Consider the following 26,026-nt stretch of genomic DNA (forward strand, 5'->3'; position numbering starts at 1 on the left):
CAGAGGGCGCGGAAATGCGGCGGGCGGTCAGTCGACCTTCACATTGGCATCCTTGACCACCTTGGCCCATTTGGCATTCTCGGCGGCGAGGAAGCGGCCGAAGGCGGGGCCGGTGAGGGTGCCGGGCTCGGCGCCGAGATCGGCGAATTTCTTCGCCATTTCGGGGCTTTCGAGCGCCTTGCGGGTCGAGTCCACCAGGATGGCGAGCACGTCCGCCGGGGTCTTGGCGGGGGCGACGAGGCCGAACCAGGCGGTCGCGTCGAAGCCGGGCACGCCGGCCTCGGACATGGTGGGCAGTTCCGGGAAGAGCGCCGAGCGCTGGCTCCCGGCCACCGCCAGAGCGCGGATCTTGCCGGCCTGCACCTGCGGGCGCACCGCCGGCATATTGTCGAACATCATCGGAATGTGTCCGGCGACGAGATCGTTCATGGCGGGTGCTGCGCCGCGATAGGGGACGTGCACGATGTCGATCCCGGCCATGGTCTTGAACAGTTCGCCCGCCAGATGATTGGTGGAGCCGTTGCCCGACGAGCCGAAATTCAGCTTGCCCGGTTCTGCCTTGGCGAGCGCGATCAGCTCCTTGACCGAATTGGCCTTCACCGCGGGATTGACCGCGAGCACGATCGGCACCGACGCGACCAGCGCGATCGGCGCGAAATCCTTCAGGGGATTGAAGGCCAGGTGCGGAAACAGCGAGGGATTGATGGCGAGTGGGCCGGGGGCCGCAAGAAGCAGGGTGTAGCCGTCCGGCTCGGCGCGCACCACGGCCTCGGCGCCGACATTGCCGCCGGCCCCCGAGCGGTTGTCGACGATCACCGGCTGCTTCCACTGCTCGGACAGATTTTGCGCCAGCAGGCGCGCGATCACGTCGTTCGACCCGCCTGCCGGGAACGGGACGACAATGCGGACCGGACGGTCGGGAAAGCTGGTCTGCGCGCCGACGAGGCCGGGCTGCAGAACGAGAAGAGCGCCCGCGAGGGCGAGAAAGGTACGACGGATCATGTCTCCTCCAAATCATCGATTTTTATAAAATCATCGATTATATGTCTTGCACCTCTCGCCGCCCGCGTCAAACCGGGCGCGCCGCGGGCCTGTTGACAGCCCCGCTTGTTTCGATGTCCTGCTGAAAGTCCGCCATGATTCCAGACGCTCCCGCTCAGTCTTCCGGCCGCCCGCTCCATGCCTGCCCGGGACCCGACCGCAATCCGCGCACGCCGTCCTTCGCGCTGCCGCCCGGCGCCACGGATTGCCACGTCCATGTCTTCGGCCCAGCGGCGCGCTTTCCCTTCAGCCCCCAGCGCAGCTACACGCCCGAGGATTGCACCTTCGAGGATCTGATGGCGCTCCACGCCACGCTCGGGATTTCGCGCGCGGTGATCGTCCATGGCGGCGCCCACGGCACCGACAATCGCGCGACGCTGGACGCGCTCGACCGCGCCCCCGATCGGCTGCGGGGCGTCGCGGTGATCCCCTCCGGCCTGCCGCGCCGGGACTTGGAGCATATGCATGCCCGCGGCATGCGCGGCTGCCGCATGTCTACCGTGGTGAGCGGCGGCGCCTCCTTCGACCATCTGCAGCGGCTGGCCGACGAGACCTTCGACCTCGGCTGGCATCTCGTGCTGCATTTCAACCGGGCCGCCGAGCTCGTCGACGTCGCCCCGCGCCTCCAGGCGATCCGCAGCCCCTTCATCCTCGACCACATGGCGCGGATCGACGGGCGCGAGGGCGTCGGCTCCCCGGCCTTCGCCACCTTGATGCGGCTGCTCGACACCGATCGCTGTTATGTCAAGCTCGCCAGCCTCTACCGCCTTTCGGCGGAACCCTATCCGCACCGCGACATGCTGCCGATGATCGAGGCGGTGGTGGCGGCGCGGCCGGACCGGGTGCTCTGGGGCAGCAATTGGCCGCATCCGATCTGTCCGGTGCCGATGCCGAACGACGGCGATATCGTCGACCTCATCCCGCTCTGGCTGCCGGACGCGCAGGTGCAGCGTTTGGCCCTGGTGGAGACCCCGGCGATCCTCTACGGCTTCGGGGCGATCGAGCAGGAAAAATGACCGACCTTCGTTCCCAGGACAGCGCCGCCACCCTCTCCTCGACCCTGGTGACGCGGCTGCGCGCCGCCATCATGCGGGGCGAACTGGTGCCAGGCGGCAAGCTGGTCCTGGATCGGATCCGGGCCAGCTACGGCGTCAGCCTCAGCCCGCTGCGCGAGGCGCTCTGCCGGCTCGAGAGCGAGGGCCTGGTGGAGATCGTCGACCAGCGCGGCTATCGCGTGACGCCGGTCTCGCGCGCCAACCTCGCCGAGGTGATCCGCCTGCGGGTGGAGCTGGAGGGCATGGCGGTGCGCGAAGCGATCCGCCACGGCGATGCCGCCTGGGAGGGCCGCATCCTCGCCACTTTGCACCAGCTCGGTCGCTGCAAGCGCGGCTCGCGCTCGCTGGAGGAGCAGGAGGCGTGGGAGATCGCGCACCGCGCCTTCCACGCCGAGCTGATCTCGGCCTGCCGCATGCCGCTTCTGATGCAGTTCTGCGAGACCCTTCACGATCAGAGCGACCGCTACCGCCGGATCTTCCTGAAGGATCACGAACCGGACCGCGACGTCCCGGCGGAGCATGTCGCGATCGCCGGCGCGATCATCGACCGCAAGGCGGAGGAGGCGACGCGCCTGCTGCGCGACCATGTCGCGCGCACCGGCCGCAACATCCAGGCGGTCCTGCCGGCGGAGTGAGGGCGTCGTCTCGGCAGAAGAACCGTTCGGCGGGCCGGCGCCCGCTCCGGCTTATTGCGGGGCCGTTTCGGTGCCGCACGCCTTCGGCGTGTATTTGAACCAATTGCCACACTTGTCGCAGCCCGAAACCGCAAGGCCGAGCGCGACGATCAAGGCAAGACGGGACACTGCGCGCATCGGAGCCTCCATTTCGCGAGGACCATAGGCGATCCCCGCAGAGGCGCAAGGCGGCGCGCGTCACGGACCCGCGGCACGGCGGTCCGCGCGCCGACCCCTCACAGAAAACTCAGCGGGTCGACGTCGATGGCGACGCGCAGATTGCCGGTCGCGCGGGGGGCGGCGGCGCGCCAGGCGCGCAGATAGGCCGAGAGGTCGAAGGCGCGGGGGGCGCGGGCGAGCAGGCGCCAGCGGTGCCGGCCGCGCAGCACGGCGAGCGGCGCCTCGGCCGGACCGAGCACCCGCACCCCCTCGACCCGCGGCGCGCAGGCGGCGAGCTGGCGCGCGTGGCGCTCGGCGGAAGCGGCGTCGGTCGCCGAGACGATCAGGCTCGCCATGCGGCCGAACGGTGGCAGATGCGCCTCCTGGCGGGCGGCGATCTCGGTCTCGTAGAAGGCGGCGCGGTCGCCCTTCACCAGCGCCTGCATCACGGGATGCTCGGGCATGTGGGTCTGGATATAGCCGCGCCCTTCCGCCGCGCCGCGTCCGGCGCGCCCCGCCACTTGGTGGACGAGCTGGAAGGTGCGCTCGGCGGCGCGCGGATCGCCATGGCCGAGCCCGACATCGGCATCGACCACGCCGACCAGCGCGAGGCCCGGAAAATTGTGGCCCTTCGCCACCAATTGCGTGCCGACCACGACATCGACCTCGCCGCGGGCGACGGCGTCGAGTTCGGCCCGCATGCGTTCGACCCCGCCGGTGAGGTCGGACGACAGGACCAGGCTGCGGGCGGCGGGGAACAGGGTCTGGACCTCCTCCTGGAGGCGCTCGACGCCGGGGCCGCAGGGCATCAGGCTGTCTTTGGCGCCGCAGCCCGGGCAGGCCTCCGGCACCGGCGCCTGATAGCCGCAATGATGGCAGGCGAGCCGGCGGCGGAAGCGGTGCTCCACCAGCCAGGCCGAGCAGGACGGGCAGCGCATGCGGTGGCCGCAGGCGCGGCACAAGGTGAGCGGCGCATAGCCACGCCGGTTGAGGAACAGCAGCGCCTGCCCGCCGTCTTCGATGGTCTGGGCGATCTCCTCCGCGAGCCGCGGCGCGATCCAGCGGCCGCGCGGCGGCCCCTCTTTGCGCAGGTCGATCGGGGCGAGGCCCGGCACCTTGGCGCCGCCGAACCGCTCCGGAAGGGCGAGACGGCGATACCGGCCGCGCCGCGCATTCACCTCGGTCTCGATCGAGGGCGTCGCCGAGGCCAGCACGATCGGCGCCCCGCACAGCCGCGCGCGCACCACCGCCATGTCGCGGGCATGATAGGCGACGCCGTCCTCCTGCTTGTAGGCAGGGTCGTGCTCCTCGTCGACGATGATCAGGCCGAGATCGGGGAAGGGCAGGAACAGCGCCGAGCGCGCCCCGGCGACGACCCGGACCTCGCCTTCGGCGACGCCCTGGAGGATGCGGGCGCGACGCTTGGTGCCGACCGCCGAATGCCATTCCGCCGGGCGGACGCCGAAGCGCAGGGTGAAACGGTCGAGAAACGCCTGGGTGAGGGCGATTTCGGGCAGCAGGATCAGCGCTTGCCGCCCCGCCTTCAGCGCCGCTGCCACGGCCTCGAAATAGACCTCCGTCTTGCCCGAGCCGGTAACGCCGTCGAGCAGATGGACGGCGAAGGTGCGGGCCGCCACCGCCGCCCGCAGGATCGCGGCGGCGTCTTCCTGCGCGTCCGAAAGTTGCGGGGCGGCATGGTCCGCATCGGGCCGCTCCGCCGCCGGGGCGGGCGGCAGAACGAGGGTCTCGAGCGCGCCGTCATCGACCAGGCCGTCGACGACGGACGGTGACACGCCGGCCTCCCGCGCCGCCTCGCCTTTGCCGCGCACGAAGCCGTCGGCGAGCAAATCCATCAATTTGTGGCGCGCGGCGGTCATGCGGCCGGGGGACTTGCCGGTCGCCCGCACGCCCACCCGCTCGCGCGCGACGCCGGGGCTCTCGCCATGGCGCAGCGCCATGCGCAGCACCATGCCGCGCGGCGCCAGCGTGTAGTCGGCGATCCAGTCGATCAGCTGCAGCAGATCGGGCGGAAGCCGCTCGTAATCGAGCCGCGCCTTGACGCTCTTGATCTTGGCGGGGTCGACCGGCGCCGCCGCGCCCCGGCCGGGCCAGACGCAGCCCACCATGCCGCGCGTGCCGAGCGGGACGTGCACGAGATCGCCCGGCACGAGGTCCATCCCCTCCGGCACGGCGTAGGAATAGGGCGCGTCGAGGCCGAGGGGGAGCAGAATGTCGACCGTGCGGGGGCTCATGTTCCTCTTTTGGTCCAGGGCGCTGCAAACGTCAAAGGGGACGCCCTTGCCTTCCCGTCAAGGCGCGTCTACCTCCAGGACATGAAATTTCTGGATCAGGCCAAGGTTTATGTGCGCTCCGGCGACGGCGGGGCGGGATGCGTGTCGTTCCGGCGCGAGAAGTTCATCGAGTTCGGCGGGCCGGACGGCGGCGACGGGGGACGTGGCGGCGACGTGTGGATCGAATGCGTCGACGGGCTGAACACGCTCATCGACTATCGCTACCAGCAGCATTTCAAGGCCAAGAAGGGCGATCACGGCAAGGGCGCCAACCGCACTGGTGCGCGCGGGGCCGACGTCGTGCTGAAGGTGCCGGCGGGGACCGAGATCCTCGACGAGGACGAGGAGACGGTGCTGGCCGATCTCACCGAAATCGGCCAGCGCGTGCGGCTGCTCTCGGGTGGAAACGGCGGCTTCGGCAACGCCCAGTTCAAGACCTCGACCAATCAGGCGCCGCGTCGCGCCAATCCTGGGCTCGAAGGCCAGGAGCGCTGGATCTGGCTGCGCCTGAAGCTGATCGCCGATGCCGGCCTCGTCGGCCTGCCCAATGCCGGCAAGAGCACCTTCCTCGCCGCCACCACGGCGGCGAAGCCGAAGATCGCCGATTATCCCTTCACCACGCTCCATCCGGGCCTCGGCGTGGTGCGGGTGGACGACCGCGAATTCGTGCTGGCGGATATTCCCGGCCTGATCGAGGGCGCCCACGAGGGGGCGGGGATCGGCGATCGCTTCCTCGCCCATATCGTGCGCTGCGGCGCGCTGCTGCATCTGGTGGACGGCACGTCCGATCATGCGGGCAAGGCCTATAAGACCGTCCGTGCAGAGCTGGCCGCCTATGGCCATGGCCTCGTGGACAAGCCCGAGATCGTCGCGCTGTCCAAGGCGGATGCCTTGTCCCCTGAATTGCTCAAACAGCAGAAGGAGCGGCTGCAGCGCGCCGCCAAGAAGAAGCCCCTTCTGCTCTCTGCCCAATCCGGGCAGGGGGTGCAGGAGGCACTGCGCACGTTGCTCGGCATCGTCGAGACGGCACGTGCGGAGGCCGCAGAGGCCGCCAGGCCGGCGAAGGAATGGCGGCCCTGAGGCCCGAACGGTTCCGGTCGGCCGCCGTCGGTCGCGGCGTGTTCATCGCTTCGTTTGATCCGCCCGCGCCCGATCGGCTGCGGTTGTGCGCCGCGTCCCCGGCGGTCGTCCGGGCCGATTGCCCCATCCGCTGGCGCTTGGCCGTGGGCCGCCCCTGTTCCTGATGCGCCGCTTGGAGTATCGAGACGGCCCCGCACCACTGAAAAGCCGCGCCGTGACCGCCAAAACTCCCGCCCTCGCCGATTTCCGCCGCATCGTCATCAAGGTGGGGTCCGCCCTCCTGGTCGATTCCGACCGCGGGAAGGTGCGGCTCGCTTGGTTGACCGCGCTCGCCGAGGACATCGGCGCGCTGCACCGGCAAGGCAAGGAGATCATGGTGGTGTCCTCCGGCGCGATCGCGCTCGGGCGGACCGTGCTGGGGCTGGCCAAGGGGCCGCTGAAGCTCGAGGACAGCCAGGCCGCGGCCGCGGTCGGCCAGATCGCGCTCGCCCGCACCTGGGCGCAGGCGCTCGCCCATGAGGAGATCACCGCCGGCCAGATCCTGTTGACGCTGGGCGACACCGAGGAGCGCCGCCGCTATCTGAACGCCCGCTCCACTCTGGCGCGGCTGATGGAGTATCGCGCGGTGCCGGTGATCAACGAGAACGACACCGTCGCGACCACCGAGATCCGCTATGGCGACAATGACCGGCTCGCGGCCCGGGTCGCGACCATGGCGAGCGCGGACCTGCTCGTCCTGCTCTCCGACATAGACGGCCTCTATACCGCCCCGCCGGCCCAGGATCCGCTCGCCCAGCATATCCCGGTCGTGCCGCGCATCACGGCGGCGATCGAGGGGATGGCCGGGGCGGCGGGGTCGGAACTCTCGCGCGGCGGCATGCGCACCAAGATCGAGGCCGGCAAGATCGCGACCTCGGCCGGTACCCACATGGTGATCGCCTCCGGTCACGGGAAGAATCCCCTGCGGGCGGTGCAGGATGGCGGGCGCTGCACCTGGTTCCTGACCGGCGCGACGCCCGCCCGGGCGCGCAAGGCCTGGATCGGCGGGGCGCTCGAACCGCGCGGCGTGCTGCATCTCGATGCCGGGGCGGTGGCGGCGCTGCGCCGTGGAGCGAGCCTGCTGCCGGCCGGCGTCATCCGGATCGAGGGCCTGTTCGAGCGCGGCGATGCGGTGCTCTTGCGCGGGCCGGACGGCGCCGAGATCGGACGCGGCCTCGTCGCCTATGACAGCGACCATGCCGAGCGGATCATCGGCCGCGGCACGGCGGAGATCGAAGCCATTCTCGGCCTCGCCGGCCGCGCCGAAATGGTGCATCGCGACGACATGGTGGTCGGCGCGGGCTGAAGAGCCGCCGCGACTGGGTGGATTTGCGGCGCGATCGGGACGAGCCCGCGGGCGCATCTGAAGCGGCGCGACGCGGCTGGTGGGATCCAAGGGGGCGCCACCTTACCCTGCACCGGGACGCCCTCGCCGTGCGCCGACCCTCGCTAAAAGAGGTATTATTTACACTACCCCTCCATCAAAAGTTGTGGTGTATTTTTCAAGTGTGCCCTCGGAGGTGGTGAAATGTCGGTGACGTCGGCAAACCGCGATCTCTCTCTGCTCCATCCTGCAATGCGCACCCGCGTCACCCGATTGGTGGCGGACATCACCGCATCGAGACTGCCGTTTCGGGTCTTTGAGGCATGGCGGTCGCCGGAGCGGCAACGCTACCTCTATGCCCAGGGGCGCACGCGGCCGGGGAGCAAGGTGACGTATGCGCAGGCGTGGGAAAGCTATCACCAATACGGGCTGGCGGTCGACATCGTCGGCTTCGTCGACAACCAATGGACCTGGAATGTGCCTCCGGACGTGTGGGGTCAGATCCACGAAATGGGAGCAGCGCAGGGCCTGGAGCCCCTGGGGTTCGAGGCCCCGCATCTGCAACTCGCCGATCTGAAGATCGGCGACCTGATCGAGGGCGATTTGCCGGAGGGTGGGGATGCGAGCTGGCGGGACAATCTCGCCTCCGCTGCGGCGCAGTGGGGCGGAGAACCACCTGCGCCGCTCATCGACGGGAACGAACCAACGCGTCCACCCCTCGCGGCCTGGATCGGTGGGGAGCTGGATTGGTCGAAGACCCGGGGGGTTTATCCCAGCGACTGGCTTTCGATGTTCGGCGGCCAGCGGTGGCGCTATGATGAAGGCGGTGTTTATCTTGTCCCCCGGATGCACACTCCGCTTCGATCGGCGGGGGCACCGCTGACTTGCCAGACCATTCTCGATCTCTACGGACCGCAAATTTACCAAGCGTCCCTCGCGCACGGGATAGCGCCCGAATTGATCGTCATGACCATCGCCACGGAAACCGCATTTGCGCGCAAGGCGAAATTTACCGGTCCCACGACGTTCCGCTGGGAGCCGCATGTCGAAGTGACGGACACCGAGCCCCCGACGCTGGGCGATTACAGCGTCGGGCCGATGCAGACCTTGGCGACGACCGCGCGACAGGTGATCCGTCGCCGCAAGCTCCCCGCCTATCCCGCACCCTTTGCCATCGCTCCCTCTTATGTGGAGCGGCCGGATCCGGCCCCGGCGGATCATCCGCTCTACGATCCGGCAACGAATATCGATCTCGGCACCGCGGAGATCCGTCATCGCACGGATCTGACCGGTGACGATCCCATTCTCGTCGCAGCAGCTTACAATGCCGGCGGCCTCTATGAGAGCGACCGCAATGTCTGGCGCCTGCGCAGCCATGGCGACCATATCGACCGCGCCGCGCGGTGGTTCGGCGACGCCTGTTTCGTGCTCTCGAGCCTGCGCCAGGCGGCAACCAGCTAAGCCGCCGACTGACGCCGCCCTTGCCCCTTCGCGCGGCCGTGGTCGAGCACGGCGATCGGCGTGGGCACGGCCGAGCCGGCCACAATCTTCGCGCCGCGGTCTGACGTCACAAAGCGCTCGCCCGCGTCAGAGAACCGGCCCGAGCATCGCGATGGTGTTGTTCCAGAGCTGCCGCCACCGGCTATAGGCCTCGACCTGCGCCACCGTCACCGGCGTCGCGGCGTCGAGGAAGACCTGCTGGCGCGCGCGCAGGTCCCGCGTGAAGGCTTCGTCGTGCAGCAGGATGTTGTTCTCCGCATTCAATTCGAAGCTGCGGCGGTCGATATTGGCGGAGCCGATCAGGGTGATCTCGCCGTCGAGCGTGAGCGTCTTGGCGTGCAGCAGGCCGCCGGCATATTCGTGGATCTGGACGCCGGCCTCCAGCAATTCGCGGTAATAGCTTCGGCTCGCGGCCGCCACGATCCAGGAATCGTTGCGTTTGGGAAACACGATGGTGGTCGCGACCCCGCGCCGCGCGCTGGCGCATAAGGCGGCCTGGATCGGCTCGTCGGGGACGTAATAGGGCGTGGTGATCACGAGTTCGCGGCGCGCCGCGCTCATCAGCGCCACAAAGGTCTCCGGCATCGCCGAATAGCGCACGCCGGCGCCCGAGCCGATCGTCTGCGCGATGAAGCCGGGGGCCGGCGGCGGCAAAGGCTCCCCGAACAGGGGCGCGAGATCCTCGCTCGTCTCCGCCATCCAGCTGCTGGCGAACAGATGCTGCATCTGCCGGGCCACCGGCCCTTCGAACCGGGCGATTACGTCCACCCACGGGGCGAACCGCGCTTTCACCGCGAAGGCGGCGTCGGCGCAATTCTGGCTGCCGCAATAGGTGACGGCATTGTCGATCACCACGATCTTGCGGTGGTTGCGCATGTCGATCCGGCTCTTGAACAGGCGCAGGAGCGGGTTGCCGATCGGCAGCGCCGCCGCGAGCCGCACCCCGCTCGCCGCCATGTCGCGCCAGTGGGCGGAGCGGATCAGCGCCCGCGAGCCGAGATCGTCGGCCATGGCCCGGCAGACGACGCCGCGGGCGGCGGCGCGCTTCAGAGCTTCCGCCACTTTCAGGCCGCTCGCGTCGGCGAGCCAGATGTAGAACAGCACATGCACGCTGTGGCGCGCGGCGTCGATGTCGGCCACCATGGCTGCGATGGCGGCGGCGGAATCCGGCTGCAGCCGGGCCCGGTTGCCGGCGACGGGCACATAGTGGTTCACCGAAGTGCCGACGCGGAACAGCGGCACGAAGCGGTCGTGGATCGCCGGCTCCGCCGACGCACCTGCGATCTCCTCGGCGGGCGGCAGGCTGGCCAAGGCCGCCCGCAGGCGGCCGATCCGCCTGCGGCCCAGATTGACCTCGCCGAACAGCACATAAGCCAGGACGCCGACACCCGGCGCCAGCGCGATCACCAGCACCCAGGCGAAGCGCGAGGCCGGTTCGCGGTGCGGGCGCAGCAGGGCGCGGACGATGAAGACGAGCTGCAGGGCGGCCTGAGCGGCGAAGAGAATCCAGGCGAGAACGGCAGAATCATGCATTTCGGAGCACTGTGGTTGGCGGTGGGTCCGGCATTACAGCATGTTTGCCCGCGCCGTCGGCCTGCAGACCGTGCCTGACGCTCCGGCCCGGCCGTTCCTGTCGCCGGTTCCGCGCACCGCTCCGCCGCCGGCTCGCTCGGTCGCGGCTTGACATGCAGGTATTTGCCTGCATATTTTCGCCTTACAGTCGAGCGGAGCCGATGGACGCAGACAAGGTTTTCAAGGCGCTGGGCGATCCCACGCGCAGAAAGTTGCTCGACCTTCTCTGTGAGAAGAACGGGCAGACGCTCGGTCAGCTTTGCGAGAACCTCGACATGGCCCGGCAATCGGTGACGCAGCACCTCGAACTCTTGGCGGCCGCCAATCTGGTGAGCACCGTCAGGCGCGGGCGCGAGAAGCTGCACTTCATCAACCCCGTGCCGCTTCACGAGGTCTACGCGCGGTGGGTGCGGAAATTCGAGCGTCAGCGGCTCAGCCTGCTGCACGACCTGAAGACGGAACTCGAAGGAGAGCAGGAATGACCAGAGAGACGACCAAATTCGTCTACGTGACCTACATTCTCTCGACCCCCGAAAAGGTGTTCGAGGCGATCACCAAGCCGGACGTCGCCCGGCGCTATTGGGGCCATGAGAACGTGTCCGACTGGACGCCGGGATCGCAATGGGCGCATATCCGCGCCAACGACGCGCGGACCGTCGAACTCGTCGGCGAAGTGGTCGAGATTGCGCCGCCGACCCGCCTCGTCCTCACCTGGGCGAACGCCTCCCAGGCCGCCGATCCCGCGAGCTATAGCCGAGTGACGTTCGAGATCGTGGAATACGACGCCATGGTGCGGCTGACCGTCACCCATGACGAACTCGAAGCCGGCAGCGGCATGGCGAACGGCATCAGCAAAGGCTGGCCGGCCGTCCTCTCCAGCCTGAAATCCTTCCTGGAAACCGGCCGCGGCCTCGACGTCTTCGCCAAGCCGAAAGCCGCCTGACGCCGTGAGGGGCCGGGCTGGCCCCGATCCTGTCAGGCGGCCTCGTCCGTGAAGCCCTGCGCGGCATCGTGCGCGCGGAGCGCCGGGTCGCGGGTGCGCGGATCGCCGAAGCCGCCGCCGCCGCCGGTGGCGGAGATGACGAGGTCGCCGGCCTTCAGCAGCACCGTATCCTTCGACTTCACCTGCAGGACCGCGCCGTCGCGGACGATCTCGCAGGCGCCGCACGCGCCGCCCTCGCCCCCGGCGAGGCCGTTCGGGGGGATGCGGAAGCGGTCGGAATAGATGGCGAGCCGCGCCCCGTCCTTCAGGATGCGGTAGGCCCGCGCCGATCCGAGCCCGCCGCGATGGCGTCCCGCGCCGCCCGAACCGAGGCGCAGCGCGTAGGATTCCACACGGAAGAAGGGGAAGTCGGCATCCAGCGATTCCACCGGGGCATTGGTGCAGTTCGACAGCGGCCCGGCGACCGCGTCGCAGCCGTCGCCCTTCGCGGAGGCGCCATAGCCGCCGTCGCGCGTCTCGATATAGACCTGATAGCGCCCGTCCGAGGCATAGGTCAGGCAGATCGCCGTGGTGGTGTCGTAGCCGCAGGCGATCGCCCGCTCCGGGACCGCCTGGCCCAGCGCCTTCAGCACGCAATCATAGGCCCGGTAGATGGCCTCCATGCGGGCGCGCACCGGGGCGGGGAAGTTCGGGTTGAGCAGCGAGCCCTGCGGCGCCGAAATCGCGACGGCGCGGTTGGCGCCCTCGTTGAACGGCACGTCGTCGCCGGTCAGCACCGCCTTGACGCAGGCGAGCGTCGCCGAGACGGTGGAGGCGAAGGGGGCGTTGAGATGGGTGGCGACCTGGGGGCAGGTGCCGGCATAATCGATCGACAGGGCGTCGCCGGAGACCGTGACGGTGGCGCGGATCCGCAGCGGCGTGTCACCGAGCCCGTCATCGTCGAGCGCGTCCTCGCCGACATAGATTCCGTCGGGGATCGCCGCCACCGCCGCCCGGATCCGCCGCTCCACATAGTCGATGCTGTGCGCCATCACCGCGCGCACTTTGGCGGTGCCGTATTTGGTGCACAGGTCGCGCACCCGCGCGATCCCGGTGCGGCAGGCGGCGAACTGGGCGTTGATGTCGCCGATCGTCTGTTCGGGAACGCGGATATTGGCGGCGATCAGCCGCTCCAGCGGCCCGCCGTTCCAGTCCCGGTCGAGATTGTATTTCGACGGCGGCAGGATCAGCCCCTCCTGATAGAGGTCCGTCGCCGTGCTGTTGAGCCCCGGCGCGCCACCGCCGACATCGGTGTGGTGGGCGACCGCGGCGCTGAAGCCGACCAGTTCGCCCGCCACGAAGATCGGCATGAAGATCAGAATGTCCTGAAGGTGGTGGCCGCCGGCATAAGGATGGTTGGTGATGTAGAAATCGCCATCCTCCAGGGTTTCGACCGGAAACAGCGCGGCACAGTGCCGGAACGTGAGCGAGAGCGATCCGACCAGGATCGGGATCAGTTCGTCGCTCTGCGCGACCGCCGCACCCGTCGCGTCGAGGATGCCGGTGGAGGCGTCGCGGGCGTCGCGCACGATGGTCGAATAGGCCGAGCGATAGAGCTTCGCGCCCATTTCGCGGGCGGCGGAGAGCAGGGCCTGGCTGATGACGGCCTGGTCGACGAGGGAGGGCGCGGTCATGTCAGCGGCTCCGCGTGAGAATGAGGTTGCCCGCGACGATGCCGGCGGTCTGCCAGCCGCGCGGCAGATGGATGGTCGCGGTCGCGTCCTCGATCACGGCCGGACCCGGCAGACCCCCGCCTGCGGAAAGCGCGCCGCGCGTCACGCGCTGCCCGGCGACCGCCCCGCCGTCCTCGAACATCGGATGCGGCCGGGCCGCGCCGGCATCGTCCACGGGCGGCGTCGGCAGAGCGGGAACATGCGCCTGCGGCACCCGCAGATGGACGCGATAGGAGACGATCTCGACCGGCTTGCCCCTTTGGCCGCCGCCATGATGATAGATTTTCTGGTGCACCGCCTCGAACGCGGCGAGGAGATCGTCGCAGGTCAGCGTCGGCAGCGCCGCGAGCGGCAGCGGTACGGACAATTCGAACGCCTGCCCGACGAAGCGCATGTCGAGTTCCGCCGCCATGTGGCGCGCGCCCGCCAGGCCCAGCGCATCGCAGCGCGCGTCGAGTTCGGCGACCAGCGCACCCACGGTCTCGCGCACAGCGTCCGGGGCGGGCGCCGCGATCGGCGTGCGGCGGGTATGCCCGGCGTGGAAGCCGTGATCGGCGACCAGGAGCCCATAGGCGGAAAGAACCCCCGCGCTCGGCGGGACGACGACGGTCTCGATATCCAGCGCGTCGGCGACGGCGACGGCATGGAGCGGGCCGGCCCCGCCATAGGGCACCAGCGCGAAGTCGCGCGGATCGTGCCCGCGGCGGGTGGAGACCAGGCGGATCGCCGCCACCATATTCGCGACCGCGATGCGGATGGCGCTTTCCGCGAGCTGTTCAACGCCCATGCCGAGCTGCGCCGCGAGCGGGGCGAAGGCGGCGCGGGCCGCCTCGGCGTCGAGCGCGATGGCCCCGAGCGTGGCGTCGGCGGGGATGCGCCCGCACAGGATGTGGGCGTCGGTGAGGGTCGGGCGCGCGCCGCCGCGGCCGTAGCAGGCCGGGCCGGGATCGGCCCCGGCGCTGTGGGGGCCGACCCGCAGCATGCCGCCTTCATCGAGCCAGACGATCGAGCCGCCGCCGGCCCCGACCGTATTGATGTCGATCATCGGCATCATCACCGGCAGATCGTCGACCCGGCTCTCGCGCGTGAGATCCGGCCGGCCCTCATGGACCAGGCAGACGTCCGAACTGGTGCCGCCGATATCCAAGGTGATGATGTTGCGATGGCCCGACAGCCCGGCCTGATGCACCGCGCCCGTCACGCCCGCCGCCGGGCCGGACAGGAGCGCGGTCACCGCGCTGCGCCGCATCTCCTCCGCCGGCACCCGCCCGCCATTCGACTGCATGATGCTGAGGTCGCCGGAAAACCCCCGGCCGGCGAGGCCGTCCTTGATGCGGCCGAGATAGCCGTCGATCACCGGCTGGACATAGGCCGAAAGGGCGGTGGTGCTGGTGCGCTCGTATTCGCGGAATTCCCGCGTGACGTCGTAGGAGCAGGTCACGGCGAGGTCCGGCCGCAGCCGCCGGACGATGTCGCGCACGGTCAATTCGTGGATGGGATTGGCGAAGGCATTCAGCAGGCAGATGGCGACGGCTTCGCAATCGCGGCCGGCCAGGAAGGCGGCGATGCGCGCCTCGGTCTCGGCGGCATCGAGCGCCACGGCGTGGCTGCCGTCGGACAAAGTGCGCTCGCGCACGTCCAGCGTCTCCCGGCGCAGCACCAGAGGTTCCGGCTTGCGGTAGAACAGATCGAAGATGCGGCTGCGATCCTGGCGCTGGAGATGGAGCAGGTCGCGGAACCCCTCGGTGACGATCAAGGCGAGCCGCGCGCCCTTGCGCTCCAGCACGGCATTGGTCGCGACGGTCGAGCCGTGGACCAGTTCGTCGATCGCGGCGGCTGCGATCCCGGCCGCGTCGAGTGCGTCGAACACCCCGGCATCGGGCCGGCGCGGGACGCTCGGCACCTTGACGACCGTGAGCCCCTCCGGGCCCATCGCCACGAGGTCGGTGAAGGTGCCGCCGATCTCGATCCCGACGCGGGTCATGGCGGAAGCGTGCGTCATGGGCGGCAAGATCCTCGGCGAAGGAGACAAAGTGCGGGGCAGGCGGACGCGCGGCTCATCGCGACCGCTCGGCCTCGACGAAGAGTTCCAGTCCGACGAAGCGGTCGAGCAGTGCCACCAGCACCACCGTGACCAGGACCAGGAAGCTGGATATGGCGGCGATCACCGGGTCCGCGCTCTCCAGAATGTGCGCGAAAACCTGGGTCGGCAGGGTCGAGACACTCGGGCCGATCAGGAACAGCGTCACCGTCACCTCGTCGAAGGAGATGATGAAGCTGAACAGAAGCGCGGTGACCAGCCCGGGCCGCAGGAGCGGCAGCGTGACGTGCCGGAAGACGTAAGCGGGCTCCGCGCCGAGGCTCATCGCCGCCTCCTCGAGCGCCAGATCCATCTTGCGCATGGAGTTCAGGATCGGCCGGTAGGCGAACGGGATGCACAGGATGACATGGGCGAGGGCGACCGCCTGGAAGGTGCCGATCCAGCCCAGCGCCGCCACCACCCCGAGCAGCGCGACGCCGATCGCGGCGTGCGGGAACAGCAAAGGCGAGAGCAGCAGCAGCTCCAGCGAGCCCTTGCCGGGAAAGCGCAGGCGGCTGGTTGCGAAGGCGGCGAGGAAGGCGACCGCCGTGGTCGCCAGCGCGACCCCCACCGCCAGCACCGTGCTCGTCCCCAGCGCCTTCAGCCAGATCGGGCTCGACAGGAATTCGCCGTACCAGCGCAGTGAGAATTCCGTCGGCGGAAAGCGCAGATAGCCCGACCGCGAGAAGGAGGACACGATCACCACGAGGATCGGCGCCGGCAGGAAGGCGAAGATCAGGAAGATCCAGAGGCGCCAGAGCGCGCGGCCCAGGATCATGGGGCGACCTCCGAACCGCGCAGATGGCGCGTCAGGCGCCGCTCGATCACCCGCAGCGGCCAGACCACCGCGAGCGAGACGAGAGTGAGGATCAGCGCCATCGCGGCCGCCTTGGGGAAATTGAAGAGCTGGAACACGTCCTGATAGATCTGGGTGCCGAGCATGCCGCTGCGCGGGCCGCCGAGCAGAAGCGGCGTCACGATGGCGCCCGTGGACAAGAGGAAGACGATGGTGGCGCCGGTGATGATGCCGGGCGCGGTGAGCGGCAGGAGGACGCGCAGGAAGGTCTCGACCGGCCCCGCGCCGAGGCTCATCGACGCCTCTTCGAGCGCACGGTCGACATGCAGCAGCACGGTCAGGATCGAGATGATCATGAACGGGCAGAAGACATGGACGAGGCCGATGACGACGCCGACATCGTTGAACAGAAGACGGATGGGGGACGAGGTCGCCCCGGACCACATCAGGAAGCTGTTCAGCGTCCCGCGATTGCCGAGCAGCACGATCCAGCCATAGGTGCGCACCACCACGCTGACGAGCCAGGGCAGGATGACGAGGATCATCAGCAGGTTGCGATGGCGGCGGGCGCGGGCGATGGCATAGGCGGCGGGGAAGCCGATCAGGATGGAGAAGACAGTGGTCAGCGCCGAAAGCTCGATCGTGCGCACCAGCGCCGCGAGATAGTCCGGCCGCGCCGCGAAGGCGCGGTACTGGCCAAGCCCGAAGCCGGTCTCGCCCCAAAAGGACTGCAGCGAAAAGCCCACCAGCCCGGCCACGAAGACGAGCATCAGCAGGCCGGCCGGCGCGGCGAGAAGAAGGGCCCAGGGCGGAAGCTTCACGGCAATCTCCGGAGCTGGCGATGGCGGACGGGGCCGGCCCCGTCCGCGGGATGGAGGCGGCGGCCACCGGCCGCCGGTTGGGTCACGCGGCCGGCATCACCGGTTTTTGGCGAGGATCTGCTCGACGATGTTGGCGCGCTCGCGCTGCGCCGCGGCGATCACCATCCAGTCGGGCTGGATCAGCTTGGCCTTCAGCGCCGCCAGCGGCATGCCGAGCATCTGCTCTTCGGCGGCCGGCAGCTTCGCCGTGTCGTTGAGCGGGAAATAGCCGGACATGGCGGTGGCCCGCAGCTGCGGCGCCGTGGTGCCGGCATAATTGAGCCACTTCTTCGCGGTCTCGAGGTCGGGCGCGCCCTTCGGCACGACCAGGACATAAGGCAGCATCAGCGCGCCTTCCTTGGGCAGGACGAAATCGACGTCCTTCAGGCCCTCGCGCTTCATCGACCAGATGCGGGTCGAGTAATACGGCCCCGCCGCCACCTCGCCGCGCGAGATCAGCTGGTTCATCTGCGCCATGGAGCTGTAGACCGTCATCGCATTGCCGGCGATCTTGTCGAACAGCTCGATCCCGCCCGTCACGTCCTTCTCGTTGCCGCCCGAGGCATAAGCGAGGACGGTGAGGTCATAGGTCGAGGCATAGATCGGACGGGTTACCGCGAGCTGGCCCTTCCATTTGGCCGCGGCGAGGTCTTTCCAGGAGGCGAAATCGGACGGCTTGGCGAGGGCGGTGTTCACCGCGATGCCGTAATACATGAAATAGACCGGCATCCCGAGCAGCCGGCCGTCCGGCCCCGTGAGGCGGGACTTTGCCGGCACGTCGGCGATGATCGGCAGGTCTTTGTCGGAGAAGCTTTCGATCAGCCCGTCGCGATAAAGATTGGCGGCCTCGAAGAAGGTGACGATGGCCGCATTGTATTGCGGCGCGCCCTTCTGGGCGCGGATCTGCGCCTCGGGGCTCGGCACGTCGGTGACGGTCACCGGAATGCCGGTTTCCGCCTGGAACTGCTTGGCGAAGCTTTCGCGCCAGGTGGCGCCCACACCGCCGCCCCAGGCCGCCATCGAGACCTGCTGCGCGCCGGCCGGCGCGGCAAACCCCTGGGCAAATCCCAGCGCGGCAATCGTGGCGGCGAGGAACGCGCGCCGTCCAAACCGTGTCAGCATGGTCCACTCCTCTGGTTTGTCGTGGCGTCCGGTGACCGAGGCTCGGATCCGGACCTGTGTTGTCGTTTCGGGACGCGGAGCGTCAGGTCTGGTCCATCGGGGTCAGCACCGAACGTGCGTCGTCCCAGTCGATGACGACGCGGTCGCCCTTCGCGAAAGGCGGCGCCTCGCCGACGCGGCAGGGCATCGTGGCGACCAGATGTTCGGTGCCGACGGCGATCGAATAGCGCACGCTCGCGCCGGAATAGGTGTCCTCGACGATGTCGCCGGAGAGGGCGCCGTCCGCGGGCGCCCGTCGCAGGACGATGTTCTCGGGCCGGACCGCGAGCAGCGCTTGCGCCTCCGGCATGGCGCGCGGCGCAGTGCGCACGATGCCGAGCCGCGGCAGCCTGATCGCCCGCCCGGCGCCGTCGTTGCGCTGGGCCTCGAACAGATTGTTGTCGCCGACGAAGCGGGCGACGAAGGCGGTGGCCGGCGTGTCGTAGATTTCCTTGGCGGTGCCGAGCTGCTCGATGCGTCCCTGATTCATCACCGCGATGCGGTCGGACATGCCGAGCGCCTCTTCCTGGTCATGGGTGACGAAGATGAAGGTCGTCCCCACCCGGCGCTGCAATTGCTTCAATTCGATCTGCAATTGCCGGCGCAGCTTGAGGTCCAGCGCGCCTAGCGGCTCATCCAGCAGCAGCAGCGAGGGGCCGATGGCGAGGGCGCGGGCGAGGGCGACGCGCTGGCGCTGCCCACCGGACAATTGATGCACCGCCCGGTCCTTCAGATGCCCGAGCTCGACGAGTTCGAGGGCGCGCCGCACGCCCTGCTCGATCTCGCTCTGCGGCGCGCGCTTCACCTTGAGGCCGAAGGCGACGTTCTCGCCGACCGTGAGATGCGGAAACAGCGCGAGATTTTGGAACACCATGCCGAGATTGCGCCGGTACGGCGGCAGCCGGGTCGCGTCCCGGTCGGCGATGCGAATGGAGCCGCCAGTGACCGTCTCGAACCCGGCGATCATGCGCAGGAGGGTCGTCTTCCCGCAGCCGGAGGGGCCGAGCAGGGTCAGGAACTCGCCGCGCCGGACCGCGAGGTCGACCCCGCGCACCGCGAGGGCGGCGCCATAGGCTTTGGTGACGCCCGACACTTCGAGGATCGGTTTCTCCTCACCCATGCGTCCGGCCCCTTTCCAAACAATCCGCCTCGATCGTGAGCATGAGCAGAGAATAGGCGGCATATTTTGACAGTGCAATAGAATTTCATTATCGTGAAAAACAGATCATCGAATTTCACCAGGACGGGGAATTTCGTGGGCGCAGATGCTGACCTTGAAATCGACGACGCCCGCGCCGCCGAGCCGCTCGCCGATATGGATGTGCGCCTGGGGCAGCGGATCCGCCATTTGCGCAAGGCGCGCGGCCTCTCCCTGAAGGAGGTTGCGGAGCGCTCCGGCTTCTCGATCTCGTTCTTCAGCCAGATCGAGCGCGGCCTGTCCTCGCCCTCGGTGCGGGTGCTCGCGAGCCTCGCCCATGCGCTCAACGTGAATATCGGCAGCCTTTTCGCCGAGGACGACGAGGCCGAGGATGCGGCGGCGAAGATCGTGGTACGCAAATCGGAGCGCAAAGTGCTCTCCTTCTGGCGGACCGGCATTTCCAAGGAATTGCTCACGCCGGCCGCCTCGAATGCCCGCCTCGACGTCTATCTCGTGCGCATGGATCCCGGCGGCACCACCGGCGAGGAATCCTATTCCCACGATGGCGAGGAGGCCGGCGTCGTGCTCCAGGGCGAAATGGAGCTGGTCGTTGACGGCCTCACCTTCGTGCTAAGGGAGGGCGACGGATTCCGGTTCGAAAGCCCGCGTCCCCACAGCTTCCGCAATCTCGGCCCGAAAATGTGCCGGGTTCTGTGGGTCAACGCCCGGTTCTAGGTCCGGCGCCTCCGTCGTCCCGCGCCCGCGGGATCTCCTCCATCCAGCCTCCCTTCAGAAGGACAGATCACATGACCATCAAGCGCCTGGAGACCGGCGTCCGCCTCAGCCATGCCGTGGTGCACGGCGGAACCGTTTATCTCGCCGGCCAGGTTGCCCAGGACCGGTCCAAGGACGTCGGCGGTCAGACGGCGGAAGTGCTCGCGCAGATCGACGCGCTGCTGGCCGCGGCCGGCACCGACAAGAGCCGCATCCTGTCGGCGCAGATCTGGGTCAAGGACATCAAGGCCGATTTCGCCGGCATGAACGCGGTGTGGGATGCCTGGGTGCCGAAGGGCGAGGCGCCGGCGCGCGCGACGGTCCAGGCCGATCTCGCGGCGCCCGACATCCTGGTCGAAATCATGGTGGTCGCGGCTATCTGAGCCGCGGCGGGACGAGCAGGCGGCGGCCGACATGTTGATGACCTCGATCTGGGCGGCCACCGCGGATCCCGCCCCTGAAACGCCCTCGCTCGACGCGGCCGCGGAGGCCGACGTCGCGATCGTCGGCGCCGGCTATACCGGCATCGCCGCCGCCCTCCGCCTCGCGGCGGGCGGCGCGCGCGTCGTCGTCCTCGATGCCGGCGAACCCGGCGCCGGGGCGAGCGGGCGTAATGGCGGCCAGGTCATTCCCGGCCTGAAATACGATCCCGACGAACTCGCCGCTTTTTATGGCGAGGCCGGCGTCGCCTTTGTCGGGGCGACGGCGGATCTGGTGTTCGACCTCGTCGCCGCCCACGGCATCGCCTGCGATGCGGCGCGCGGCGGCTGGATCCAGCCGACCCTCAAGCATGCCCATCTTCCGAAGCTGCACGCCCGCGCCGCCCAATGGGCGAAGCGCGGGGCGCCGGTGGACATCCTCGATGCCGGCGCGACCGCGCGCCTCACGGGCAGCGCGGCCTTTGTCGGCGGCTGGATCGACCGGCGGGCCGGGCGGCTGCACCCGCTCAATTACATGCGCGGCCTGCTGCGCGCGGCCCTGGGCGCCGGCGTGCGCATCCACGGCTTCAGCCGCGCCACCGGCCTGCGGCGGGCGGGCGGGCGCTGGCGTCTTGCGACCTCCGCGGGGCCGGAGGTCACCGCCGCGCAGGTTCTGATCGCGACCAACGGCTATACCGACGATCTCTGGCCGCGCCTGAAGCAGACGGTCATCCCCGCCAATTCCTTCCAGGTTGCGACCAGTCCGCTCGATCCGGCGGTGCTGCGCCGCGTTCTGCCGGAGGGCAGCGTCGTCTCGGACAGCCGGCGGGTGGCGAATTATTTCCGCATCGGACCGGGCGGGCGGCTGATGATGGGCGGGCGCGGCTCGTTCGCCGAGCCCCGCACCGCCGCCGATTTTGCCGCGCTCGGACCTGCCGTCGCGGCTTTCTTTCCGGACCTCGCCGACGTGCCGCTGGAATTCGGCTGGGCGGGCCGGATCGCGCTCACCCGCGATTTCCTGCCCCATGTCCACCAGCCCGCACCCGGGATCACGATCGCGCTCGGCTATAACGGACGCGGCGTCGCTTTGGCGAGCGCGCTCGGCACCGCGCTCGGCGCGCATCTCCTCGATCCCACCGCCCCGCTGCCGCTGAAGCTGACGGACATCTCGCCTTTGCCGCTGCATCCGCTGCACCGGTATTATGCGACGGCGATGATTCATTATTACCGGCTGCGCGACCGGCTCGAGCGGTGAAGGCGGGCGCCGCGCCGCCGTAATATGCGGACGCAATTGTTGAACGCAGGACACGGCTCGGGACGGCCGTCCGTCTCGCGCCCGACCCGCATCCCGTGATAGAGCCGACCACAACGTCTCAGGAGCGAGGGTTCACATGGCGTATCAGCCGGCTGCCGAGGCCGTTCGGCCCCTGCGTGTGGGGGTGACGGGGATCGGCATCATGGGCTCCAACCATGCCCGGGTTCTGTCGCAACTGCCTGGCGCGGAGCTTGTCGCGGTCGCCGATCCCGACCGGGCGCAGGCCGAGCGCGTCGCCGGCTTTCTCGGCTGTGGCGCCGTCACCGACCACCGCGCGCTGCTCGATCTCGGCTTGGACGCCGTGATCGTCGCCGCGCCGACCCATCTGCATCATCCCATCGCCCTCGACGTGATCGCGTCCGGCACCTCCGTTTTGGTGGAAAAGCCGGTGGCCTCGACCGTCGCCGAAGGCCGCGAGATCGTCGCCGCCGCCGACCGCCGCAAGGTCACTTTGATGATCGGCCATGTCGAGCGCTTCAACCCGGCGGTCCAGGCGGTCAAGGACGCGATCGCGGGCGAGGAATTGCTGTCGATCGCCATCACGCGGGTCGGCCCGTTTCCCCCGCGCATGTCCAATGTCGGCGTCGTCATCGATCTGGCGGTGCACGACATCGACCTGATCCGCTGGTTCACCGGCTCCGACATCGTCGAGGTGCAGCCCCAGACCTCCTCGGCCATGGCCGAGCGGGAGGACATCGCGCTGCTCCAGTTCCGCACCGCCTCCGGCGTGCTCGCCCACATCAACACCAATTGGCTGACGCCGTTCAAGGCGCGCACCGTCCATGTCGCGACGCGCAAGAAATACGTCATCGGCGATCTTCTGACCCGCCAGGTGACCGAGTGCTTCGACTATCGCCCCGACGGCTCCTATTCCATGCGCCATCTGCCGGTCGCCTATGCCGAACCGCTGCGCGCCGAGCTGGAGCAATTCCTCTCCGCGGTGCGCACCGGGCGGCCGCCGGCGGTGACGGGCGACGAAGGCGTGGCCAGCCTCGAAATCGCCATTTCCTGCCTGACCGGCCGCTCGGAAGGGAGCTTCCGCTCCGCCGATCTGCGCCGCGCCACCGGCTGACCCGGGCGACCCTGATGACCTCCCACGTAAAGAGCGCGATGACCCCCATTCCCTTCATCGACGTCGCGGCCCAGCGCGCCCGGCTCGGTGCCCGCATCGACCGGGCCGTCGGCGCCGTCCTCGACAGCTGCCGCTTCGTGAACGGCCCGGAAGTGGCGATCCTCGAGGAGCAGCTCGCGGCCTTCGCCGGCGCGCGGCATGCGGTCGCCTGCGCCAGCGGCACCGACGCTCTGGCCATGCTTCTGATGGCCTGGGGAATCAAAGCGGGCGACGCGGTCTTCTGCCCGGCCTTCACCTTCTGCGCCACCGCCGAAGTGGTGCCCTGGGTCGGCGCGACCCCGGTCTTCGTCGACGTGAAGGCCGACACGTTCAACATGGATGCCGACAGCCTTGACCGCGCGGTCGCGGTCGCCAAGGCGCAGGGCCTGACGCCGCGCGTCGTGATCCCGGTCGATTTGTTCGGCCAGGCGGCCGATTACGACGCCATCCTTCCCGTCGCCGAACGGCACGGGCTGAAGGTGCTGTGCGACACCGCGCAGGGCTTCGGCGCGGCGTGGCGCGGACGGCGCACCGGCAGCATCGGCGATGCCTCGGCCACCTCCTTCTTTCCGGCCAAGCCGCTCGGCTGCTATGGCGACGGCGGCGCCGTCTTCACCGACGACGACGCCTTGCTGCCGATCCTGAAAAGCGTGCGCGAGCACGGCCAGGGCACCGACAAATACGAGAATGTCCGCATCGGCATGACCGCCCGGCTGGACACGATCCAGGCTGCGATCCTTCTGGAGAAGCTGGATATTTTCGAGGGCGAGATCGCCGCCCGCCAAGCCGTGGCGGCACGCTACAACACCCTGCTCGCCGATGTCGCGACGGTGCCCGTCCTCGCCGAGGGCGCAACCTCGGTCTGGGCGCAATACACCATTCGTCTCGCCCCCGGCCGACGCGACGCGCTCGCCGAGGCCCTGAAGGCGGACGGGGTTCCGACCGCGGTCTATTATCGGATCCCGATGCACCGCCAGCCGGCCTACAGCGCCTTCCCGGGAGACGCGCTGCCGGTGTCCGAGGCGCTGTGCGCGGAGGTCATCAGCCTTCCCATGCACGCGTATCTCGACGAAGCGACGCAGGACCGCATCGTCGCGGCGGTCCGTCGGGCGCTGGCCTGAGCGTTCCGCGGCGCGGCGGACATGGCGGGCGCGGACGTGCTCTTCTGGGCGGATCGATCCGCCCGGCCGGCGGCGCCAAGTGAAAGCTAAGATACGGCCTCTAAATCGAGAGACCGGCGCGCGGATCTGGCGTTCACCCTGATCGGATCCGGCTCTACCCTCGTCAGACACTGCGAATCGGCGGGCCCATGTTCCGTTCCATCCTTTCGGTCGGCGGACTGACGCTGCTCTCGCGCCTCGCCGGCTTTGTGCGGGACGTGATCATGGCGGCGGTGCTGGGCGCCGGCCCGGTCGCCGATGCCTTTCTCGTCGCCTTCCGCCTGCCGAACCATTTCCGCGCGATCTTCGCGGAAGGGGCCTTCAACGCCGCCTTCGTCCCGACCTATGCCCGTCTGCGCGAACAAGGTGGTCCGGGGGCGGGGCGGGGCTTCGCGGACGAGATCCTGACCGCAATGGCGCTGCTTCACGGCGTCCTTCTCGCGCTCGCGCTGGCTTTCACCCCGCAATTCGTCGGCCTCCTCGCCCCCGGCCTCGCGGAGGACGGCGCAAGGTTCGATCTGGCGGTGACACTGACCCGCATCACCTTCCCCTATCTCGCTTTGATCTCCGTCGCGACGCTGATCTCCGGCGCCCTCAACGCCTCGAACCGGTTCGCCATGGCGGCGGCGGCCCCGATCCTGCTGAATGTCTGCATGATCGGCACCCTGCTCGGCGCCGCGCTGTTCCCGACCGCCGGCCATGCCGCCGCCTGGGGCGTCCTCGCTTCGGGGGTGCTGCAGGTGATCGTCCTCGCCTGGGATGCCGAGCGCGCGGGCATCGGCCTGCGCTTTTCGGTGCCGCGGCTCGATCCCGGCACGCGCCGCTTCCTGAAGGCGCTCGGCCCGGCCATTATCGGCTCGGCGGGGGTGCAGATCGCGCTGTTCGCCGACACGATCATCGCCACCTTCCTGCCCTCTGGCGCGCTCTCGGCGCTCTATTATGCCGACCGCATCAACCAATTGCCGATCGGTGTCGTCGGCATCGCGGTCGGCACCGTGCTGCTGCCGGAAATGTCGCGCCGGCTCGCCGCCGGCGACGATGCCGGGGCGGCGCACGCGCAGGCCCGCGCGATCGAATTCGCCGTGCTGCTCGCCGCGCCCTTCGTGGTCGCCTCGCTGCTCATTCCCGATCTCACCATGCGCGCATTGTTCGCGCGCGGCGCCTTCACGGCGGGCGATGCGGCGGCCGCGGCGGCGACGCTCCAGGCCTATGCGGTCGGGCTGTTCGCCTTCGTCGTCCTGCGGGCCTTCATCGCGCCGTTTCATGCGCGCAGCGACACGACGACGCCGATGATCGCCTCGCTGAGCGCGGTGGCCGTCAATGTCGCCTTGAAGCTTGTTTTGGTGGGGGCGCTCGCCCAGGTCGGGCTCGCGCTCGCGACCGCGATCGGCGGCTGGATCAATCTCGGCCTGCTCATCCTGTTCGCGCGGCGGCGGGGCCTGCCGCTCGGCGACAGCCGGCTCGCCGGGCGGCTCGTGCGGCTCCTGCTGTGCGCGCTGGTTCTGGCGGGAACGCTCGTCCTGGTCGAGCCGTACGCGCGCAGCCTCGCGGCGCGGCTCGCCTTCGGACGTGAGGAGGTCGTTCTGGCGCTGGTCGTCTTTGCCGGCGGCCTGGTCTATGCCCTTGCCGTGGCGGTACTTCTCGGCCGGCAGGTGATCGCGCCGCTGCTCGCCCGCCGCGCCAAGCCCCCGCCGCCGCCCCCCGCGAATTGATCGAACCGGGCATTTTGCATTGCGAAGAGCTGTGCTATTCGACCGCAGCGGAAGCGGCTTCGACGGTTGCGGGAGGCGCCGCGCTTCGCTCAGACACCCCCTCGTGGCGC

Annotated in this window: 23 protein-coding genes; 13 read left to right on the forward strand and 10 right to left on the reverse strand. The window is 69.2% G+C overall.

The window, feature by feature from the left end; translation table 11 throughout:
* Window positions 1-27: 27 nt before the first annotated feature.
* The gene (locus EDC64_RS19085) at window positions 28-1,002 is read right to left on the reverse strand and encodes a tripartite tricarboxylate transporter substrate binding protein (RefSeq protein WP_132034344.1); all 975 of its coding nucleotides are present in this window, start codon (window positions 1,000-1,002) and stop codon (window positions 28-30) included.
* A 134-nt stretch (window positions 1,003-1,136) separates the two neighbouring features.
* Here EDC64_RS19085 and EDC64_RS19090 point away from each other — a divergent pair, with 134 nt between their 5' ends.
* Both EDC64_RS19090 and EDC64_RS19095 read left to right on the forward strand, forming a co-directional pair.
* Window positions 1,137-2,057, forward strand: a complete 921-nt coding sequence (locus EDC64_RS19090) for an amidohydrolase family protein (protein ID WP_132034346.1) — start codon at window positions 1,137-1,139, stop codon at window positions 2,055-2,057.
* A complete protein-coding gene (locus EDC64_RS19095; protein WP_132034348.1) occupies window positions 2,054-2,731 on the forward strand; it encodes a GntR family transcriptional regulator in 678 nt (225 codons plus the stop codon). Before EDC64_RS19090 ends, EDC64_RS19095 begins: the two co-directional genes overlap by 4 nt.
* Before the next feature lie 51 nt (window positions 2,732-2,782).
* On the opposite strand, the gene EDC64_RS24055 is transcribed toward EDC64_RS19095, so the two are convergent.
* Entirely contained in the window at window positions 2,783-2,908 is a 126-nt protein-coding gene (locus EDC64_RS24055; protein WP_274594958.1) for a hypothetical protein, read from the reverse strand.
* A 98-nt stretch (window positions 2,909-3,006) separates the two neighbouring features.
* A complete protein-coding gene (locus tag EDC64_RS19100) occupies window positions 3,007-5,181 on the reverse strand; it encodes a primosomal protein N' (RefSeq protein WP_132034350.1) in 2,175 nt (724 codons plus the stop codon).
* Between the two features lie 81 nt (window positions 5,182-5,262).
* Here EDC64_RS19100 and obgE point away from each other — a divergent pair, with 81 nt between their 5' ends.
* The 3 genes from obgE to EDC64_RS19115 all read left to right on the forward strand — a co-directional run bounded on the left by obgE (window position 5,263) and on the right by EDC64_RS19115 (window position 9,124).
* Window positions 5,263-6,300, forward strand: a complete 1,038-nt coding sequence (obgE, locus tag EDC64_RS19105) for a GTPase ObgE (protein ID WP_132034352.1) — start codon at window positions 5,263-5,265, stop codon at window positions 6,298-6,300.
* A gap of 163 nt (window positions 6,301-6,463) precedes the next feature.
* Window positions 6,464-7,645, forward strand: coding sequence for a glutamate 5-kinase (gene proB / locus EDC64_RS19110; protein ID WP_132034354.1), 1,182 nt, complete (start codon window positions 6,464-6,466; stop codon window positions 7,643-7,645).
* 222 nt (window positions 7,646-7,867) lie between these two features.
* Window positions 7,868-9,124 carry a transglycosylase SLT domain-containing protein gene (locus tag EDC64_RS19115; RefSeq protein WP_132034356.1) on the forward strand — a complete coding sequence of 419 codons (1,257 nt, stop codon included), beginning with the start codon at window positions 7,868-7,870 and terminating at the stop codon, window positions 9,122-9,124.
* A 126-nt stretch (window positions 9,125-9,250) separates the two neighbouring features.
* Here EDC64_RS19115 and cls read toward each other — a convergent pair whose 3' ends face one another.
* The gene (gene cls / locus EDC64_RS19120; RefSeq protein WP_132034358.1) at window positions 9,251-10,696 is read right to left on the reverse strand and encodes a cardiolipin synthase; all 1,446 of its coding nucleotides are present in this window, start codon (window positions 10,694-10,696) and stop codon (window positions 9,251-9,253) included.
* Window positions 10,697-10,896: 200 nt separating this feature from the next.
* Between cls and EDC64_RS19125 the strand changes: the two genes are divergently transcribed.
* Both EDC64_RS19125 and EDC64_RS19130 read left to right on the forward strand, forming a co-directional pair.
* Window positions 10,897-11,217, forward strand: coding sequence for an ArsR/SmtB family transcription factor (locus EDC64_RS19125; RefSeq protein ID WP_132034360.1), 321 nt, complete (start codon window positions 10,897-10,899; stop codon window positions 11,215-11,217).
* Complete coding sequence (locus EDC64_RS19130) at window positions 11,214-11,678, forward strand: SRPBCC family protein (protein ID WP_132034362.1); 465 nt, start codon at window positions 11,214-11,216, stop codon at window positions 11,676-11,678. Before EDC64_RS19125 ends, EDC64_RS19130 begins: the two co-directional genes overlap by 4 nt.
* A 32-nt stretch (window positions 11,679-11,710) precedes the next feature.
* Here the strand turns inward: EDC64_RS19130 and EDC64_RS19135 are convergent, their stop codons facing one another.
* From EDC64_RS19135 to EDC64_RS19160, 6 genes are all read right to left on the reverse strand, one after another.
* Window positions 11,711-13,351 carry a hydantoinase B/oxoprolinase family protein gene (locus tag EDC64_RS19135; RefSeq protein WP_132034364.1) on the reverse strand — a complete coding sequence of 547 codons (1,641 nt, stop codon included), beginning with the start codon at window positions 13,349-13,351 and terminating at the stop codon, window positions 11,711-11,713.
* A gap of 1 nt (window position 13,352) precedes the next feature.
* Window positions 13,353-15,392: a hydantoinase/oxoprolinase family protein gene (locus tag EDC64_RS19140; RefSeq protein WP_165933821.1), complete on the reverse strand. Its 2,040-nt coding sequence runs from the start codon at window positions 15,390-15,392 to the stop codon at window positions 13,353-13,355.
* Between the two features lie 55 nt (window positions 15,393-15,447).
* The gene (locus EDC64_RS19145; RefSeq protein ID WP_132034366.1) at window positions 15,448-16,248 is read right to left on the reverse strand and encodes an ABC transporter permease; all 801 of its coding nucleotides are present in this window, start codon (window positions 16,246-16,248) and stop codon (window positions 15,448-15,450) included.
* Window positions 16,245-17,087: an ABC transporter permease gene (locus EDC64_RS19150; RefSeq protein ID WP_207916137.1), complete on the reverse strand. Its 843-nt coding sequence runs from the start codon at window positions 17,085-17,087 to the stop codon at window positions 16,245-16,247. Before EDC64_RS19150 ends, EDC64_RS19145 begins: the two co-directional genes overlap by 4 nt.
* A 96-nt stretch (window positions 17,088-17,183) precedes the next feature.
* Window positions 17,184-18,248: an ABC transporter substrate-binding protein gene (locus EDC64_RS19155; protein WP_132034368.1), complete on the reverse strand. Its 1,065-nt coding sequence runs from the start codon at window positions 18,246-18,248 to the stop codon at window positions 17,184-17,186.
* Window positions 18,249-18,330: 82 nt separating this feature from the next.
* Window positions 18,331-19,407, reverse strand: coding sequence for an ABC transporter ATP-binding protein (locus EDC64_RS19160; RefSeq protein ID WP_132034370.1), 1,077 nt, complete (start codon window positions 19,405-19,407; stop codon window positions 18,331-18,333).
* A gap of 135 nt (window positions 19,408-19,542) precedes the next feature.
* On the opposite strand from EDC64_RS19160, the gene EDC64_RS19165 reads away from it, so the two are divergent.
* The 6 genes from EDC64_RS19165 to murJ all read left to right on the forward strand — a co-directional run bounded on the left by EDC64_RS19165 (window position 19,543) and on the right by murJ (window position 25,916).
* Complete coding sequence (locus tag EDC64_RS19165; RefSeq protein ID WP_245504785.1) at window positions 19,543-20,160, forward strand: cupin domain-containing protein; 618 nt, start codon at window positions 19,543-19,545, stop codon at window positions 20,158-20,160.
* A 71-nt stretch (window positions 20,161-20,231) separates the two neighbouring features.
* Complete coding sequence (locus tag EDC64_RS19170; RefSeq protein ID WP_132034372.1) at window positions 20,232-20,582, forward strand: RidA family protein; 351 nt, start codon at window positions 20,232-20,234, stop codon at window positions 20,580-20,582.
* A gap of 31 nt (window positions 20,583-20,613) precedes the next feature.
* Complete coding sequence (locus EDC64_RS19175; RefSeq protein ID WP_132034374.1) at window positions 20,614-21,873, forward strand: NAD(P)/FAD-dependent oxidoreductase; 1,260 nt, start codon at window positions 20,614-20,616, stop codon at window positions 21,871-21,873.
* 136 nt (window positions 21,874-22,009) lie between these two features.
* Entirely contained in the window at window positions 22,010-23,005 is a 996-nt protein-coding gene (locus EDC64_RS19180) for a Gfo/Idh/MocA family protein (RefSeq protein WP_132034376.1), read from the forward strand.
* A gap of 14 nt (window positions 23,006-23,019) precedes the next feature.
* On the forward strand, window positions 23,020-24,165 hold the full coding sequence (locus tag EDC64_RS19185) for a DegT/DnrJ/EryC1/StrS family aminotransferase (RefSeq protein WP_132034378.1): 1,146 nt from the start codon (window positions 23,020-23,022) through the stop codon (window positions 24,163-24,165).
* Window positions 24,166-24,353: 188 nt separating this feature from the next.
* The gene (murJ, locus tag EDC64_RS19190) at window positions 24,354-25,916 is read left to right on the forward strand and encodes a murein biosynthesis integral membrane protein MurJ (RefSeq protein ID WP_132034380.1); all 1,563 of its coding nucleotides are present in this window, start codon (window positions 24,354-24,356) and stop codon (window positions 25,914-25,916) included.
* Window positions 25,917-26,026: the final 110 nt, after the last annotated feature.

Origin of the sequence: Aquabacter spiritensis (genome assembly GCF_004346185.1) — a bacterium.
Classification (GTDB): domain Bacteria; phylum Pseudomonadota; class Alphaproteobacteria; order Rhizobiales; family Xanthobacteraceae; genus Aquabacter; species Aquabacter spiritensis.

Excerpts from the sequence above, each read along its gene's own strand:
- EDC64_RS19085 (WP_132034344.1), bottom strand. The coding sequence starts at position 1,002 with ATGATCCGTCGTACCTTTCTCGCCCTCGCGGGCGCTCTTCTCGTTCTG.
- EDC64_RS19090 (WP_132034346.1), top strand. The coding sequence starts at position 1,137 with ATGATTCCAGACGCTCCCGCTCAGTCTTCCGGCCGCCCGCTCCATGCC.
- EDC64_RS19095 (WP_132034348.1), top strand. The coding sequence starts at position 2,054 with ATGACCGACCTTCGTTCCCAGGACAGCGCCGCCACCCTCTCCTCGACC.
- EDC64_RS24055 (WP_274594958.1), bottom strand. The coding sequence starts at position 2,908 with ATGCGCGCAGTGTCCCGTCTTGCCTTGATCGTCGCGCTCGGCCTTGCG.
- EDC64_RS19100 (WP_132034350.1), bottom strand. The coding sequence starts at position 5,181 with ATGAGCCCCCGCACGGTCGACATTCTGCTCCCCCTCGGCCTCGACGCG.
- obgE (WP_132034352.1), top strand. The coding sequence starts at position 5,263 with ATGAAATTTCTGGATCAGGCCAAGGTTTATGTGCGCTCCGGCGACGGC.
- proB (WP_132034354.1), top strand. The coding sequence starts at position 6,464 with ATGCGCCGCTTGGAGTATCGAGACGGCCCCGCACCACTGAAAAGCCGC.
- EDC64_RS19115 (WP_132034356.1), top strand. The coding sequence starts at position 7,868 with ATGTCGGTGACGTCGGCAAACCGCGATCTCTCTCTGCTCCATCCTGCA.
- cls (WP_132034358.1), bottom strand. The coding sequence starts at position 10,696 with ATGCATGATTCTGCCGTTCTCGCCTGGATTCTCTTCGCCGCTCAGGCC.
- EDC64_RS19125 (WP_132034360.1), top strand. The coding sequence starts at position 10,897 with ATGGACGCAGACAAGGTTTTCAAGGCGCTGGGCGATCCCACGCGCAGA.
- EDC64_RS19130 (WP_132034362.1), top strand. The coding sequence starts at position 11,214 with ATGACCAGAGAGACGACCAAATTCGTCTACGTGACCTACATTCTCTCG.
- EDC64_RS19135 (WP_132034364.1), bottom strand. The coding sequence starts at position 13,351 with ATGACCGCGCCCTCCCTCGTCGACCAGGCCGTCATCAGCCAGGCCCTG.
- EDC64_RS19140 (WP_165933821.1), bottom strand. The coding sequence starts at position 15,392 with ATGACGCACGCTTCCGCCATGACCCGCGTCGGGATCGAGATCGGCGGC.
- EDC64_RS19145 (WP_132034366.1), bottom strand. The coding sequence starts at position 16,248 with ATGATCCTGGGCCGCGCGCTCTGGCGCCTCTGGATCTTCCTGATCTTC.
- EDC64_RS19155 (WP_132034368.1), bottom strand. The coding sequence starts at position 18,248 with ATGCTGACACGGTTTGGACGGCGCGCGTTCCTCGCCGCCACGATTGCC.
- EDC64_RS19160 (WP_132034370.1), bottom strand. The coding sequence starts at position 19,407 with ATGGGTGAGGAGAAACCGATCCTCGAAGTGTCGGGCGTCACCAAAGCC.
- EDC64_RS19170 (WP_132034372.1), top strand. The coding sequence starts at position 20,232 with ATGACCATCAAGCGCCTGGAGACCGGCGTCCGCCTCAGCCATGCCGTG.
- EDC64_RS19175 (WP_132034374.1), top strand. The coding sequence starts at position 20,614 with ATGTTGATGACCTCGATCTGGGCGGCCACCGCGGATCCCGCCCCTGAA.
- EDC64_RS19180 (WP_132034376.1), top strand. The coding sequence starts at position 22,010 with ATGGCGTATCAGCCGGCTGCCGAGGCCGTTCGGCCCCTGCGTGTGGGG.
- EDC64_RS19185 (WP_132034378.1), top strand. The coding sequence starts at position 23,020 with ATGACCTCCCACGTAAAGAGCGCGATGACCCCCATTCCCTTCATCGAC.
- murJ (WP_132034380.1), top strand. The coding sequence starts at position 24,354 with ATGTTCCGTTCCATCCTTTCGGTCGGCGGACTGACGCTGCTCTCGCGC.